Origin of the sequence: Janthinobacterium sp. SUN026, from assembly GCF_030397625.1 — a bacterium.
GTDB lineage: Bacteria > Pseudomonadota > Gammaproteobacteria > Burkholderiales > Burkholderiaceae_D > Janthinobacterium > Janthinobacterium kumbetense.
In genome coordinates, this window is the sequence record NZ_JAPQNU010000002.1 from 618,035 (window position 1) to 633,887 (window position 15,853).

At 69.4% G+C, this 15,853-nt stretch carries 5 protein-coding genes; all 5 read right to left on the minus strand.

Translation table 11 applies throughout. The features are described from left to right. Positions 1-4: 4 nt before the first annotated feature. On the minus strand, positions 5-721 hold the full coding sequence (locus tag OX459_RS12445) for a sigma-70 family RNA polymerase sigma factor (RefSeq protein ID WP_289905261.1): 717 nt from the start codon (positions 719-721) through the stop codon (positions 5-7). Continuing rightward, positions 718-13,314 carry a filamentous haemagglutinin family protein gene (locus tag OX459_RS12450; RefSeq protein WP_289905262.1) on the minus strand — a complete coding sequence of 4,199 codons (12,597 nt, stop codon included), beginning with the start codon at positions 13,312-13,314 and terminating at the stop codon, positions 718-720. The genes OX459_RS12445 and OX459_RS12450 overlap by 4 nt, the downstream gene beginning before the upstream one ends. Before the next feature lie 165 nt (positions 13,315-13,479). Next, entirely contained in the window at positions 13,480-14,463 is a 984-nt protein-coding gene (locus tag OX459_RS12455; protein ID WP_289905263.1) for a DUF4880 domain-containing protein, read from the minus strand. 8 nt (positions 14,464-14,471) lie between these two features. Further along, positions 14,472-15,047, minus strand: a complete 576-nt coding sequence (locus tag OX459_RS12460) for an RNA polymerase sigma factor (RefSeq protein WP_289905264.1) — start codon at positions 15,045-15,047, stop codon at positions 14,472-14,474. Then, positions 15,044-15,781: a hypothetical protein gene (locus OX459_RS12465; RefSeq protein WP_289905265.1), complete on the minus strand. Its 738-nt coding sequence runs from the start codon at positions 15,779-15,781 to the stop codon at positions 15,044-15,046. The genes OX459_RS12460 and OX459_RS12465 overlap by 4 nt, the downstream gene beginning before the upstream one ends. Positions 15,782-15,853 lie beyond the last annotated feature (72 nt).

Consider the following 15,853-nt stretch of genomic DNA (forward strand, 5'->3'; position numbering starts at 1 on the left):
GCGCCTATCCTTGGCGCAAGCGCAGGCCGCGCCGGGTCGTGCCGACGCCCCCCTGCGCCGCGTACCCCGTGTGGCGCGCGCAATGGTCGAGCGCCTGGCGCAGGGCCGTATCGACGTTGCGCAGCGACATGTCGTGCCGTTCGGCCACTTCCTGGCGGGTCAGCTCATCCACGCGCAGCGCTTCGAGCACTTGCCGGTGGCGCCGCGGCAGCAAGTCGACGGCCTGCGCCAGGCGCCGCACGTCCGCCTGCAGCTCGGCCAGGCGTTCCGGCCCGGCCGCCGTATCGGCCAGGAAATCGACCAGGCCGGCGGCGCCATCGTCACCGCCCTCGTCCGCATACAGCCAGGCGCGGTTGCGGCGCAGGCTGTCCATGGCCGCGTTGCACGCCACGCGGAAGACATAGGCGATGGGGCTGTGCGCCAGCGCCGCGCCGTCCCCGGCCGCCAGCGCGCCCAGCCGCAGCCAGGCGTCGTGCAGGCTGTCGCTGGCCAGCTCGGCGCAGCCCAGGTGGCGCGCCAGGCGCCGGTGCAGTCCCGCGTAATTGCCTTCCAGCACCGCCTGCAGCCGGGCGCCCTGCGCCGGCGCCGGTATCGGCAGGGGCGCCACGTCGTTGGCCGCCTGCAAACGGGGCCGGATGGCGGACCGGCACCAGGCCATGCCGGCATGCCCCGCCGCGCGCAGGGGCAAGACAGCAGCCACATTCGCCATGCCGGCCATCATGGCGACAACCTGCTGCGCTCTTGCGCCGTCAGCTGGCGCGTGGCCGATTCCGGCAAGGTGCCCAGTCCCAGCACGCGCACGGCGCTGCGCGGGTTGTAGTCGGCCGCCTCGATGCGCGCGCCCTCCTGCGGCGCCGCTTGCGCGCTGTCGGGCGGTGCTTCGCTGCCAAAGCCCAGCACGCGCACCGTGAACACGGATGGCTGCGCGGAACGGGTGGCGGCGCGCTCGCGCTGCACCACGTCCTGCGCCGCCGCCGTGGCCTGGGAAGCGGCCGCGCTGGCGTTCGTCATGGCCGCCACGTTGACGGACGCCACCGTCGGCATGCCCTTCGCTTCGCCCTTGACCTGGATATTCGCCGCATTCATCACCTTCAGCGCGGCCAGGTTGACGTTGCCCGAGACGCGGATGCCCGCCTCGCCCGCGTCGATGGTGCCCAGCGGGGCCAGCAAGTCCACGTCGCCGGCCGGCACTTCCGCGATCGGCGCCAGGGTGGCGATGCCGGCGCCCGTGCTCGGCACGTCGGACGACAGGGTCACGTTGCCCCAGTTGTCATACACGCGCTTGGGCGACGTGTAGACGATGGTCGACTTCGAACCGCGCCCCGCGTTGATGTCGCCTTCCGACGACCAGCCGAGGATATCGCCGCCAAACGTCGTCATGATGCGGCTCTGGCCCAGCAGGATGCTGCCGTGCGAGAACAGCTCGATATTGCCGCCGCCCTTGGTGATGATGCCCGAGGTCGCCGGCGGCGCCTCGCCTTCGATGCCGAACACCTGCTTGCCGCCTGGCGTCAGCAGCTGGATGTCGCCGCCGAAGTTCGTGTGCACGTAGCCGCTGCGGGGGTAGTAATCCCAACGCTGCTCGCCGTCATTGCGCACCGCGTACAGGCCGCGGTACATGACGATGTCGCCCGCATAGGCAAGCGCCTTGCCGTTGGCGTCCGTGGCCGGCGCCAGGGCCGCGATAGCGTTGCGGCTGCGCAGGAAGCTGCCATAACGCGAGCTGTCCCAGTCGTTGTATTCGCGCCCGCCCGCCTTCAGTTCCGCGAAATACACATTGCGGGCGAACACGCGCTGCTGCGGCTCGGGCAAGGCCAGGTAAAAGGCCAGAACCTCGGCGGCCGTGCCCTTGAAACCGTAGCGTTCGCCCAGCCACGCCGCCAGTTCGCTGTCGTACGCTTTCACGACCTTGCCCGCCTGGTCGGCCAGCGGCACGCCCTTCTGCGCCACGTTCGCCGGGTCCAGGTAGGGCTTGACGAAGCGCAGGTAATCGAGTCCGGCCGCGCCCACGCCCGCCTGCATGGCGATGCCGGCGCCCGGACGCTTGTCGCCCGCCACCACGGGACCGAGGCTGACGACGCTGCCCTTGTCCTGCATCAATATGTTGCGCCCGGCGCTGATGTCCAGCGTGCCGGGACCGGCCACGTTGAAGGAACTGTTCAGGATGTCGCGCCCGGCCGACACCACCGATACGTCATACACATTGTTATGCACGACCAGGTTGTTGATATTGCGGAAGCTTATGTCTCTGCCGCTGGCAGTGCCGTCGTTGGCTTCCAGCTGCGCCGTGCCGCTGCCGACGATATCGCGGCCCGCCTTCATCCACACGGGCTGGCCGCCCTCGTACCAGGTAATGCCTGCACGCTTGCCATTGGAAAATTCGAGGATGCGGCCGCTGTTCACGCCCACCAGGTCACCCGTGACTGCATAGATGCGGGCCGTCTGCGTGCCGCTGTTGGCGGGACCGGCCGAGGAGTCGGGACCGAAGGCGAACAGCGGGAAGTTCGATTGCGTCGCCGGCGCCCCCATGCTCGAGACATTCGCGGCCAGAGGATCGGTCACGTAAGGACTGACATCCCAGCCCGTGAAACCCGGCCTGAACGGCGTCGCCATGCTGTCGGCGGCGGCGCCGGACTGGCTGACGGCAAATCCGCCCGCATAGATGGAATCGCTGGCCAGCCATTGCAGCTGTGCATTGGGAGACGGCGCCAGCAACAACGGCGGGGCATACGCGGATGCACCACCCCAATCCGTGATGGTCTTGCCATAGTACAGGCTACCATTTGCGGCCGCGGCCCGTACGATGGATGGATAGACGATGGCCAGGTCGGTGTCCGTGCCAACGGACGCCGCCAGCGGCGTCATGTTGCCGCCGGCGGAGTACAGGTCGAGCGCCGTGCGCGGCGTCCACAGGCTGAACCAGCCGTAGCCATACCCCTGCTCGCCCGCCGCGCCGGTGAACGGCGTGCCATTGAACGGGGTCACGCGGCCGGGGTCGGCCACGTCCTGCAGCACCAGGTCGCCCAAGGTTGCCACGCTGAACGTGGCGTCGCCCGGTACCAGGGTCATGCCGCCCCGGGGCGTGGCGCGCGTGGCGCGGAAGGCGTCGTAGGCGCGCGATTCCAGCGGCACGTGATCGGTCCCCCAGGTGCCGTACTGCAGCGCCACGCTGCCCAGTTGCGTGGCCGACGTTTCCGCGTGGCCGCGCAAATCGACCAGCGCGCCATTCAGGTGTGCGAGGCTTGCCATGCCGGCCGGATTGAGGGCGCCGCCCACGCGCAGCTCCAGGTCGCCGCCGCCCGTCTGCAGCAGGCTGCCGTCGGCCTGCACGCGGCCCGTGCCGCCCACGGCCAGCAGCAAGCCCTGCGAACGGGGATTGATGCTGCGGTTATACGTGCTGGCGGTCAGCGGCGCCAGCACGCCGGCGTCGCCCGCCACCTCGGCGCGCACATTGCCGCCGCCCAGGGTACCGAAACCCGTAAAGCCCAGCACCGTGTCAGCCAGGGTAGGGCGGCCCACGTAGCTGCCGAAATTGATCCACCACGCCACCGGCTGGGGCTGTCCACCCGTGGCCACGCCGCCGCTGCCCTGGCGCCACAGCCAGTTGCCGACTGCCACGGAGTCGGCCATGCCATCCTTGCTGACCGGACGCTGGCTGATTTCGCTGGACTTATCGACCAGCGAACCGCTCAAGTCGCCCGCCACCTTCAACAGCAGGTTGCCGCCCTGCTCCGGATACCAGGCGCGGTAGATGCTGTCGGCGCCGCCGTCGACCAGGCGTTCATGGGCGCCGTCGGGGTTGCCAAGCACCTTGCCGTCCGCATTGCGCGAACGCGGCAGGTTGTACGGGTCGCCGGCCGCCGTCGGCGTGGACGACATGCCGGCCGTGTACACGCCATACAGGCTGTCCATGCGCAGGCTGCCGCCGCTGACGAGGTCCAGGTCGCCCGTGCCCGTGCGCAGCACGCTGTAGCGCAGGCTGCTCGCCTTGTAGTCGAACGTCGGGTTCGACGTGCCGCACCAGGTGGGGTTTTCCTCGCAAATGGTGGGCCAGCCCAGCGCCACCGGGTCGAGCACATCGCCCGCCTTGGTCTTGGGGTCGGCAAACTCTTCCGCGCCTTCCCTGGTCCATACATAGGCCACCTTCAGCAGGCACATGGTAGGGTCGTTGGCGCAAAACACCTCGACAGTCTGACCGAACTGGCTGGTGAATTCCTCGGTGATGGGTTCGCCCGCCACGATGCCGGGGAAGCCCTCCCGCTCGCCCAGCTCCTGCGCTTCCTTGGTCCAGTACTGCACGCCCTTCGGCGGGATCAGGATGCCGTACATGCCGTAATGGCTGTCGGCCAGGCGCAGGGTGCCGTGCGCGGGATGCGCCTGCACGGCGCGCGTGTCGGCCCCGTCCAGGTCGGCGCCGGCCACCAGGCGCATGCCCCACGCTTGCGAGCCTTCGGCCAGCATGGGCGCGATGGCCCACAGCTTGCCCTGGCTGCCCGCCACTTCCGGACGCAGGCCGATTGAATCCACATTGGGCAACAGCTTGACGTCGGTGCCGGACGGGATCAGCGAGCCCACGGCCAGCGCCAGCTGGCCATTGAGCGCGACCACCGAGCGCTCGCCCGCCACGCCAGGCAGGGGCACGCCCTTGGGCCAGGTCATGGCGCGCAGCGTCACCGATTGCTTGAGCACGCTGCCGGCGTCCAGACGCATGCCGGCGGTGAAGGTCTGCGCCGTGGCCAGCAGGGTGCCGGCCGCGTGGACGATATTGCCGGCGCCGTCGCGCACGGCGGCCGCCAGCACCGTGCCGGCCGGCACGGTGATCGCCTGGTCCAGGGTCACGGCCACGGGCAGGCGCGTGTCGGCCAGCAGATTGAAGCCCTTGACGGGCAAGTCGTAATTGAGCGCGATGCCTCCCGGGAACAGCGTGCCGTCGGCCAGGGTCACGCCCTTGCCCGGCACGATGACGTCGCTGCCGTTGATGTCGCGCCCCGGCAACAGTTTCCAGCCGCTGTCGTCCTGGGTGGCGGGCGGCGGCGCGAAGCCGTCATTGATGCTGCCATAGATGCTCAGGTCGCCCCCGGCGCGCAGCAGCAGGCTGCCCACCTCGCCCGAACCGCGCAAATTGTTTACTTGAAAGCGCGGATTCAGGCTGGCATAACGCATGCCCGACAGATCCAGGTCGCCCTGCACCACCAGGTCGCCATCTTGGGTCTTGCTGACGATATCGACGCCGGGGCGCAGATGCAGCGCATCGACATACGCGGCCGTGGCCAGGCCCGCCAACTTGCCGTTGCGCAAGTTCGTGTTGGCCAGCGCCGCATCGATGAAGGCCGTGCTGTCCCCATGCTTGCTGTCGAGGTAAGCCTGGTTGATCACCTGATACGGGCGGCCGCTGGCCGAAAGGTCCGTGGCGTAGGCCGCGTCGTCGTAGAGCTGCATGGCGTTGACGGCGATGGATTTCGCGCCGCGGATGGTCAAGCCGCCGCCGGCGGCGATGGCGATGTCGCCAAAGGTGGCCGCGTCAAGGTCTGTGCGCGCACCGCCGCTGCCCAGGCGCGGCGCGCTCAGCTCCACCGTGCCGCGCACCGCGCCATCGTGTTCGCCCTTGCCCTTGCCGGCCACGGCCGCCGTGCCGTGGCGCACGTCGATCTGCGCGCCGCCGGCCAGGTTCAATACACCCTCGCCCGCATTCAGTTCCACCGTGGCACGGTTCGGGCTGTCGATGATCTTGCCATAGCTGTCGACGCGCAGGACCGTGCCGTGCGCGTCGAGCACGGCGTTGCCGGCCAGAGTGACGCCATGCCGGCCGGCCAGGCGGATGCTGCCCACGCGCTCGCCGCTGGCGTCGATCACGCCGGCGACGGTGAGGCGGCCATTGTCGACGGCCACCTGCACCTCGCCCGCCTTCAACTCGTTGCCGATCGTCAAGTCGCCCTGTTTCAGCTGGAAGCTGCGCGCGCCCGTCACCGCGCCTTCATTCAGGCGCTGGTTCAGCGACGCAAACTGGCTGTCCAGGGTGCCTCCGGCGCCCAGGGTCTGCGCGCGCACGTCCACGCTGCCCTTCTTGTACGGCACCATCGTGCCGCCCGCGTCGTAGCTGCCGCTGGCACCGCCCAGTATTTTACCCTGCAAATCGACCATGCCGGCCGCGCCATCGAGCGCCACGGCCTTCAGGCTGCCGGCGCGGTTATGCTCGGCCGACAGGTCGATCACGCTGCCCGCCCCCTGGCGGATGTCGCCGGCGCGGCTGTCCAGGATGACGTCGCCGCCCCAGCTGTATTTATCCACGTCAAAGAAGGTGCTCTTGCGGCCCGCCATGTCGATGCGCGCGCCGTCCGCCACGGTGATGTCGTGCAGGGCGTTGACGGTGAGTTTGCCGCTAGGCAACACCACGGCCGTCGCCACGCTGACGCTGTCGCCGTTCAAGGCCAGCTGGGCGCCCAGCGCGGCGCTATTTTTGGCGGGAGCCGCTGGCGCCGCGCCGGCCGGCGCCGCCACCTTCAGCGCGCCGCCCGCCGTGTAGCTGTGCGCCGAACCGGCGTCGCCCGTCAGCAGCGGCGTACCGATGTTCAGGTTGCCGCCGCTGTACTGGTAGCCCTTGCCCGTTTCATACCCGCCCTGCGACTGGTAGACGGACAGGCTGCCCTTGTGGTTGGCCGTGACTTGTCCCGACGCTTTCAGGTTGACCGTGCCAAAACCGAGCGCCAGGCGGTCGAACGAGGCGACGCTGGCCGGCTGCGTGAACGGGCCAAAGCCGAAATCGATGCGTTCCGCTTCCAGGTTCAGGGTGCCGCTGCCCGTGCCGGCGCCGTGCGCAATCACATTGCCGGCCGGCGAAAGGGCGCCGCCCCAGACCAGGTTGGCCGTGCGGATGGTGGCCACCGTGCCCGCATCGCCCTGGCCATACATGGCGGGCGTGGTCAGCACCAGGCGCTCCAAGGTGGATTTCCCCGTCGTCTTGTCGTAGGTGTCGAGCACCACGTCGCCATAGAAATTGACGCCGTCCGCCGCGCTCAGCACCAGCGCCTGCAGGGCCGGCGCGCCCGCGCTGGTGTCGCCGCGCAGCAGGCGGTCCAGCACGCCCTGGTTCATGGCCAGGCCGTTGGCGCGCGTGCCGTTGGCCTGGGCCGCCGCCAGCGCTTCGCTGCTGCCCATGTTGATGGCGCCCACGGCCAGGCTCAGGTTGCGCGTGCCGTAGCGGGCGGAGTCGTCCAGCGCGAAGCTGCCATTGGTCGACAGCAGCAAGGTGCCTTCCGAGTACAGGCTGGCCGTGCCGATGCGGATGCCGCCGCGCGCCGTGCCACTGACCGGCGCCACATTGAGCAAGCCGTTCGACGCGGCCAGCATGTGCACGTCCGCGCGGCCCTTCTTGTAGATGAAGCCGTCGTTGGCGTCATACGCGGCCTTGCCCTTGCCCAGGGTGCTGATGCCGGCGCCGGCCGCGATATCGATCAAGCCGTCGCCCAGCAGATAACTGCTGGGGTCCTGCGCGACGAGGAACACCTCGGGCGCCGACAGCACGGCCCCCGCGCGCAGGTAGATGGAGCGCGCCGAATTGGCGCCGAAACTCACGTAGTTGCCGGCCTGGCCATATTCCACCGACGGCGCATTGCCCACCAGGATACGGGCCGCGCCGATACTGTTCAGGCTCGAGGCGCGCAGGCTGACCAGTCCGGCGTCGCGGGTGGCCGGCGCGCCGTCGGCAAGGATTTCAATGTCGCCCTTGGCGCTATTGCTCGGCATCACGATCACGGTGCCGCCATAGCCGCCCTCGGCGGCGCCGAACTTGCCGGTGCCCTTGAACTGGAAGGTGTCCAGGCCGCCGTCCTGGAGCATGGTCAGCTTGAGCGTTTTCGCATCGGACGGCAGCAGCGCGCGGGGAATGCCCCGCCTTTGCGCATCGGCCAGCGCGAAGGCGGCATAGCCCGTTTCGTTGTACTGCGAATACGTGCGCAAGACCTTGGCCGGCGTGAGTATCAGCTGGCTGGCCAGCGGCGCGCGGATGTCCGTGCCGGCGATCGACAGGGTGCCGGGCGCGGCCCAGGAACCGTTGCGCAACGGCTGCGCCGGGGCCGCGCCGCTGCCCTGCCCCGCCAGGCCGTTCAGCTCCACTCGGAAGGCGCCCGGCAACAGGGCGTAGGTCGACGGCATCAGCGTGTAGGTGCCGGCGGCCAGGCCGGGCACGCCGCTGCCTATCGTCACCTGCCGGCCCACGGCCGGATCGGACGCCGCCTTTTCTCCGCCCGCGGGCGCTTGCGGCGCCTGCGCGCCCGGCACGATGGCGTACACGGGGTTGGTGGCCAGTCCCGGCAGGACAAAGCCGCCGTTCGCGCCCACCTGCGCCAACGGATGGTAGCGCGCATCGGTGGAGCCGCCGCGGCCCGCGATGAAGCCGGCGCCCGCCAGTTCGCCGCCGCCGGACAGGTCGAGCAGCGCGCCCGGCCGCACGTCCACGGCCACGCCGCCCAATTGCACGCCGTTGAGCAGGCCGCCCTGCGAATTGATGCCGCCCACGCCCATCAAGGTGACCGGCTTGCCGTTGACGTTCCAGGTCTGGCCATCGACGGTGCCGCCATACGGCATGACCAGGCCCGCGCCGCTGACGGAACTGATGCTGTTGGCCAGCAGATTCACGCTCAGGCTCTTGTCATTGTCATAGCGGGCCGCGCCGATCACCAGGCGCCCCAGCGGCGCGCGCACCACGCCGCCCTGCTCGATATGCGCCGCTTCCAGCTCCAGCGAGCCGAAGGCGGAATACGGCATGGCCGGCACGGTGTCGGTCGCGCGGCCGATGGTCAGGCTGCGCGCAGGGTCGTAGCCGAACTTGCCATCGATGGCGCCATGGCCGGCACGCACGGCGGCGCCGGCGCCCGATTCCGGATACAGCTGGGCCGCATTGAGGGTCATGTCGCCCGGCGTGGACAGCACCGTCGTTGCCTCGTTACCATCCCAGCCCAGCGGGGACAGCAGCAAACGCAGGTCGCCGCGGCTGCTCAAGCGCACGTCGTCAGCCAGCATGTTCACCATGCCGCGCACGTCGATCAGGCCGCCCGTTATGCTGACCTGGCTGGCGAGCGGCGACTCCCCCGCGCTGCCCGGCGTCGTATAGAAATCGCGGCCAGCCGGCTTGATGCTGGCCAGGCGCACGTACGGCGCAGCGATGCCGATGCGCGCGCCAGGCTGGCTGCCGGGCGACAGCAGCGGCGCGCCGTACAGCTGGAAGCTTTGCCGCATCGTCAGCGACACGTCGCCATCGAACGAAGCGGCGCCCAGCAGCGCCAGGTTGGCGAAACCGCCCGCCTCCACCTGCTCCACGGAAAAACGGCCGTGGCCATACTGCAGCGTTGCCGCGGCGTCCTGCGCGCTCACGTGCGCGGCCAGGTCGCTGGCGCCCTGGCGCTGCGTCACGGCCAGCTGGCGGCCCTGCAGCACCTTGGGCGTGGCCAGCACTTTCAGGTATTCGGGCGTGCCCGTGGCCACGGACAGGGTGCCGCCCGCCGCGCCCGCGCCGCCGGCCCTGGCCCGCAGCTGGCCATCGAGGTACAAGCCATTGTTCGACGCCAGCGCGATGCTGCCGCCCGCGCTGGCCACGCCGATGGCGTCGCCATTGACGTCGAGCACGGCATGCGCGCCGGACGCATCGAGCACGGCGCCGTCGCGCACGACGACGAACAGGCTGGCCGCCGAAGTGCTGCCCTGTGCATGGTCGATCTCGCCGCCGACGACGATGCTGCCGCCATCGACCACCTTGCCGTAGCGCCGGCCCTGCGCATCCGTGGCGCTGACGGCGCGCGCGGCCACGTCCAGCACGGCATGCTCGCCGATCCAGATGGAACGGCCATGGCCGGCCGCTTCCACCGCTTCGGAAACCGTCCGGTCAACGCCCACGCCGCCCAGGCTGATCTTGCCGCCCCACGCGTTCAGGCGCCCTTCCACCGTCAGCTGGCCCACGCTGGACAGCTTGATGGACTGGCCCGCGTCGACGCTCACCACGGCATTCTTGCCCACCAGCAATTCGGCGATGGCCATGTCGGCCGCGCCGGACTGGATATCGCCCACCTGCATGGCAAGGCTGGCGCCCTTGCGCTGCGTCAAGGTACCCTTCAGCGGATTTTCCGTGACCTGTTCCGGCATCCACAGGGCCAGTTTTTCATTGTCCGCCACGCGCAATACCGGCATGCGCACGTCCACCTGCGCGCCGTCTGCTACCGTCACGCCCTGCTTGCCGACCAGGCTGTAGCTGGAAAAACCCTTGTCGAAGAAGCCGCCGTCCAGCTGCAGGGCGCCGGCCTCGGGTTTTTCAACGTTGCCGATCATGATCTTGTTGGCCTGCAATTCCAGCTTGCCGCCGCCCGCCACGCCGTGGCCGCGCACTTGCGCGCCCTTGCCCAGCACCAGGTCGGCCTTCGGTCCGTAGCTGGCCAGGGTCACGTTTCCGCCCTTGCCGCCCTGCTGTTTCGCCTGCGCCAGGATGGCCGCGCCGGAACTGACGTCGACCAGGCTGCCATTGCCGATGCGCACGTCGCCATACGTTCGCAACGATACGCTGCCGCCGTTCATATAAGGCAGGCCGGCGGCGGCCAGCGGGTCGCGCAGCACGTTACTGAGCAGGCCGCTGGCATCGAGGCTGACGCCGTCGGCCAGCACCAGCGTGCCCGGAGGCACGCCAGGATTGACGAAGGTATCGAGCATGCCCAGCGAACCGATCTGGTTCAGCACGTTGCCTGCCGCGATGCTGCCGCCACGGCTGCGCAGGCTGGCATTGATGGCCACGTCCTTGCCGAACAGGGTGATATTGCCGCCATCGGCCACCTGCAGCGCGCTGTCGACGGTGATCGCGCCCTTGGCGGCGATGCGCAGGGCGCCCAATTGCTGATTGTTCAGCAAGGTGGTGTCGAGCAGCAGCTTGCCCTCGCGCTCGGTGGACAGCACGCCAGTCACGTCGAGGCCGGCGGCGATGCCGTCCTGCACGCGCGTCAGGCGCACCTCGTCCATGACGGCGGACAGCGCATGCTGCAGCACGCCCGTGCGCTTGTCGAACATCGGCACGTACTGGCCCACGACCAGCTGGCCCCGCTGCGCGGCCGCCAGCTGCGACTGCTGGTAACCGTCGAGCAGCGCTTGCGGCGCCTGCGCCTGGCGCTCGCCCTGGAAGACGTCGCCCGCGATGCCCCCTTCCAGCACGGCCGACCCCGTCGCCACCACCAGCTTGCCCGCGTCGCGGCCCACCGTGTAGCCGTTTTCCAGGCGCTTTTGCGCGGCGATCAATGGATTGGCGTAAAAAGCGCTGGCATCCTTGCCCCAGCGCACATGCTCTTCCTCGTAACCCTTGTACACGCCCGCATACGGCAAGTCGGCGGGCGCGCTGCCGGCCTCATACAGCTTGCCGTCCGCGCCTTTCAGCCAGGTCTGGCGCAGCGCGCCCGTCTGCACGTCCAGGGTGCCGCCCGACAGGTTGATGCTGGAGCCAAGCTGCGTGACGACATCCTTGCCGCCGAAGCTGACCGTGCCGCCCTGCGCCATCCATTCGCTGACGGAGTGGCCCTGCGTGCCCAGGTAGCCGGCCACTTCCAGCAAGCCGCCCGCCGTGTACCAGCGGTCGCTGTCGTAGCCGTTCGTGCCTTTTGGCACGAACACCAGCTTGCGGCGGTCCACCCAGATATTGTTATTGATCAAGGCCTTGCCGTCGCGGTTGACGGGCGCATCGCGCTGCTCGTTGCCCTGCACGTTGATCTCGACATTGTTCGCTTCCATCGCCACCTTCACACCCACGGCGCCGGAAACGTCGAGCTGGGCGCCGTCGCGCAGCAGGCTGCGGCTGGCCGCGTTGACGGCGATCTGGCCGCCCGTGGCCAGGGTCAGGGAGTCGCCCATGAATTCCACCGTGCCGGCGCTGCCGATCTCGATGCGCGACTGGTCGCGGCGGTCGTTGACGGCGAGGATGTTTTCCGTCGACGTCACGGCCGGGCCGCGCATGGCGTCGCGCTGGCTGTCGAGCGCCGTCGTCTTGCCGTCATCCTCGACGAGGATGGCCGTGGTGGCGCCGCGTCCCACGGTGACGGCCGCGTCGCTGCCCAGGGCATTGAGGTGGATGGTGCCGCGCGTGGCCGTGGTGGTGGACGCCAGCAGCACACCGTCCTGCTGCACCGTGCGCCCGGCCAGGGTGACGTCGCCTTCGCGCGCCTGGATCAGGCCCGTGTTGACCACCTTGCCCGCCGTGCTGCCGGCCGCGAACTGCGGCGTGACTTCGCTGCCGCGCGTGGTCGACAGGGGGTTGCCATCCGTGCCTACGCCTTTTTTAATGGTAAAGCTGTCGCCGGCGGCCAGCAGGGCCTGGCCTTTCGGCGTGCCGATCTCTCCCCCGTTGTGGACTTCCTTACCCAGCAGCATCACATAGCCGCCGCCTTCCGTGCTGCCCTTGGGCGCATTGCTGGCGATGCGCGCCCCGGCCTGCACCTGCACCTTGCCGGCCGCGTCCGTGAACGTCGTGGCGCCGGCCGTGCCGGGGCTGTAGATGCCGTTTTTCTGGAATTGCGCATCGCTGATGCGGGCCGCGGCCGCCACCAGGCTGCGCGTATCGACCTGGCTCGCGCCGTTGAAGACGATGCCGTTGCGGTTGACGAGCAGCAGCGTGCCGTCGGCCTTGATCTGGCCCTGGATCTGGCTGGGACGGGCTTGCGGATCGTTGACCCGGTTCAGCACGGCCCAATCCTTTTGTTGCTGGAACGTCAAGGTCGTGTCCTTGCCGACGTTAAACATTTCCCAGTTCAGGATGGCCTTGTCCGCCGTTTGCTGCACCACCACGGCCGTCTTGCCGTTCGCTACCGTCTGCACGGGCGCCTGGGCGTTGAGCCAGCCGGCCGTCAGGCTGTTGGTGTCGACCTGCAAGCCGCCTTTCACGAGGCCATCGGGTGCGCCGGGCACGCCAGCCGCCGCCTGGCGCGCCTGCGCCTGGATCGCTTGCTGCGCGGCGATGGCGCGCGCGGCCAGGTTCAGGTTGTTAAGCGAGCGCTGCAACTGCTGATTTGCCTGCTGTTGCTGACCCTCGGGCCGGCTGCCCAACGGCAGCGGCTGGCCATTCGGCAGGCGGCCCGAAGTGGCCGCCGTATTCTGCGCCGCGCCCTTGGCCGCGAACCAGCCGCCGCTGAACGCCTGCTGCGCGCGGGCCGGCGTGGCAAAGGCGCCCGCCATCAGCATGGTGGTCAGTGCGTAGGCGAGCGGCGTGAGCCGCAAGCGGCTGCCCAGCGTGGAGGTACGCTGCGCGTCCATGTCGACGTTCGGGACTGGGCGCTGGGCAGTGTGAAGCTTGGTCATGGCAATGGTTTCCTGGCTAGAGAGAAGGGAACGGAGCCTGGCGGTAGCGCAAGCGTCCATGCCTCCATGACGTAGCCGGATGGCGGAAGGGATAATGTTTTTTGAAAAATATTTTTAAATATTTTCAAATAAGCCTGCCAAAGGGAAACCTGGAATCAGCGGAAATCAACTGAGCAGCACGATGCCGCCCGGCAAACTGGTCATTTGCGCGCCGTACAGGTCGCGTATCATCGCCAGCGCGCCATCGGTTTGCCCGATGGAAAAACGCATGCGCACGAGACGGCGCCCCAGTTCGGCATTGCGCAGCACCACCCGGCCCGGCCGGTAGCGGTTGATTTCATCGACGACTTCGGCCAGCGGCTTGCCGACAAACGACAACGCGCCCGTGCGCCACGCGCTGGCTTCCTCCGCTGGCGCGGCCGTGGCCGCCTGCACGCCCCGGTCGTCGTAGACCAGTTGCTGCCCAGCATCGAGGGTCTGGCGGCGCTGCTGCCAGACCACGTCCACGGCGCCCGCCAAACAGGTGACGCAGACGGCGTCGTCCGTATGGCGCACATTGAAGCGGGCCGACTGCGCCAGCAGGCGCCCCGCGCCCGCCACCACCGTGACGGGCTGGCGCGCGCCGCTGGCGAGGATTTCCGCTTCGCCGCCCAGCAATTCGATGGCTTCCGGCGCCCGCACATCGATGCGCGTCTGCGTATTCATCTGCACCGTCATCTGCTGCGACACGGCCACCTGCCGCTGCTCGCCCGTGCCCGTGCGGTAGTCGGCGCTCCATTCCTGCAGCGACGGCCAGGCGCCCAGCGGCGGGCGCAAGGCCAGCACGGCCACGCCGGCCGCCAGCGCGCCGCCCAGGAAAGCCCGGCGCCCGGGGCGCGCAGGGAACGCCAGCACGTTCGCCCGCTGCGGCGCGGCATCGGCGGCGCGGTCCAACGCGGGGGCCAGCGCCTGCCACACTTGCTGGAGTTCGCGCCAGGCGCGCGCATGCGCGGGGCTGCGCGCGCACCAGGCGCGCAAGGCGTCGGCGTCCGCCTGCGTAAAATCGTCGCCGCGCAGCCGCGCCCACCAGGCAGCGGCTTGCCGGCCGATGTCAGCGTCGCTCTCGGCGGTACTGGAAGGGTCGCGTGGATCGCGGTCAGGAGCAGTCATGAGATTCATCAATATTTACGGCGGCCCGACACATCGCTGCGCTGGGCGGCATCGGCGTCGGCCATGCACGTTTTACAGTGTTGCATGGCGGCCTGCAATTCTTTCTTCACCATCGCTACGGAAATGCCGAAGCGCTCGGCAATGTCCGCATTGAGCAAGCCATCGACCCTGGCGGCCGTCAGGATGGCGCGGCGGCGCGGCGACAGGCCCGCCAGCGCCGCGTCGAGCGCCTGCACATCGAGGCGCGCCGAGACGATGCGCGCCGGGTCGCTGATGTCGTCGCCGGCCTCGTCGGCCATGTGCATCAGTTCTTCGCGCTCGCGCTCGGTGACGATGATGCGGTCGCGGCGGTAGGCATCGGTGGCGATATTGGCCGCCATGCGCAGCAGATAGGCGTCCGGGTTGTGGACGGGCGCGGCGGTGGGACCGGGCGCCACCATCGCTTCGAGGCGCAGCCACGTTTCCTGCAGCGCATCGGCCGCATGGTGCTTGCAGCCGACCACGCGCTCCAGGCGCCAGCGCAGCACGGCGTAGCGCGAACTGAGGTGGCGTTTCAGCTTGGTGCGCAGGTCGGGCATGCTCATGGCGCGAGCCTTCCCATTGTTCCGGGGGCACAATCGACTTCGCTGCCCGGCCCCTGCGGCAGCAGCAGGATGGAGACGGGCTGCGGCATCGACGGCTGCGGCGCCGCGCCCACGCGCATGCCCAGCACCAGGCGCGCGATGGCCGTGTCGCGCGCGCGCAAGCCCGTGCTGTCGAGCAGGTGCACGCGGTCCACCACGCCGGCGCGGTTCAGATACAGTTGCAGCGCCAGCCGGTAGCCGCCGGGACGCGTCTGCGCCGCGCGGCACAGCAAGCCCAGCAGCACGTGCTGCAGGCGGCTCACATAGGCCGCATGGTCGCCGCCGCCCTGCACGGCGCCCGGGATGTCGGCGGCGGCTACGACGGCGGCCTGCGGCAGCTCCGCCGCGGCGGCAGCGCCGGCCGGGGCATACACGATGACGGCTTGCGCATCGGACAGGCGCGATTGCAGGCCCGTGCCTTCCAGCAAGGCTTGCAGGGCCGCGCCGGCCGCATGGGCGCCGCGCACGGCCCCCGACTGGCGCTGCGCGTAGCGCTGGTCCATCAGCACGGCGATGCCCGTGCGGCGGCTGTACAGGTCCAGCGCGTCGCCCAGGTTTTGCGCGGCGATATCGAACTGCAGCACGGGGCCGTCGGCCGGCTGCGCCCGCACGGGCCCCACCGTGGCCAGGAAACCCAGCAAAACCAGGTATCCTGCCAGCGCAAGCACATGGACGGATGCCGGGCTGCCTGTCATATCGCTATCGAGTCGCTATCGTGTGAGGGGGGAATTGCGTGGAAACAAGGCATTGCCAAGTAACAACTCTTG

Coding starts and splice junctions, on each gene's coding strand:
- OX459_RS12445 (WP_289905261.1), bottom strand. CDS start 721: ATGATGGCCGGCATGGCGAATGTGGCTGCTGTCTTGCCCCTGCGCGCG.
- OX459_RS12450 (WP_289905262.1), bottom strand. CDS start 13,314: ATGACCAAGCTTCACACTGCCCAGCGCCCAGTCCCGAACGTCGACATG.
- OX459_RS12455 (WP_289905263.1), bottom strand. CDS start 14,463: ATGACTGCTCCTGACCGCGATCCACGCGACCCTTCCAGTACCGCCGAG.
- OX459_RS12460 (WP_289905264.1), bottom strand. CDS start 15,047: ATGAGCATGCCCGACCTGCGCACCAAGCTGAAACGCCACCTCAGTTCG.
- OX459_RS12465 (WP_289905265.1), bottom strand. CDS start 15,781: ATGACAGGCAGCCCGGCATCCGTCCATGTGCTTGCGCTGGCAGGATAC.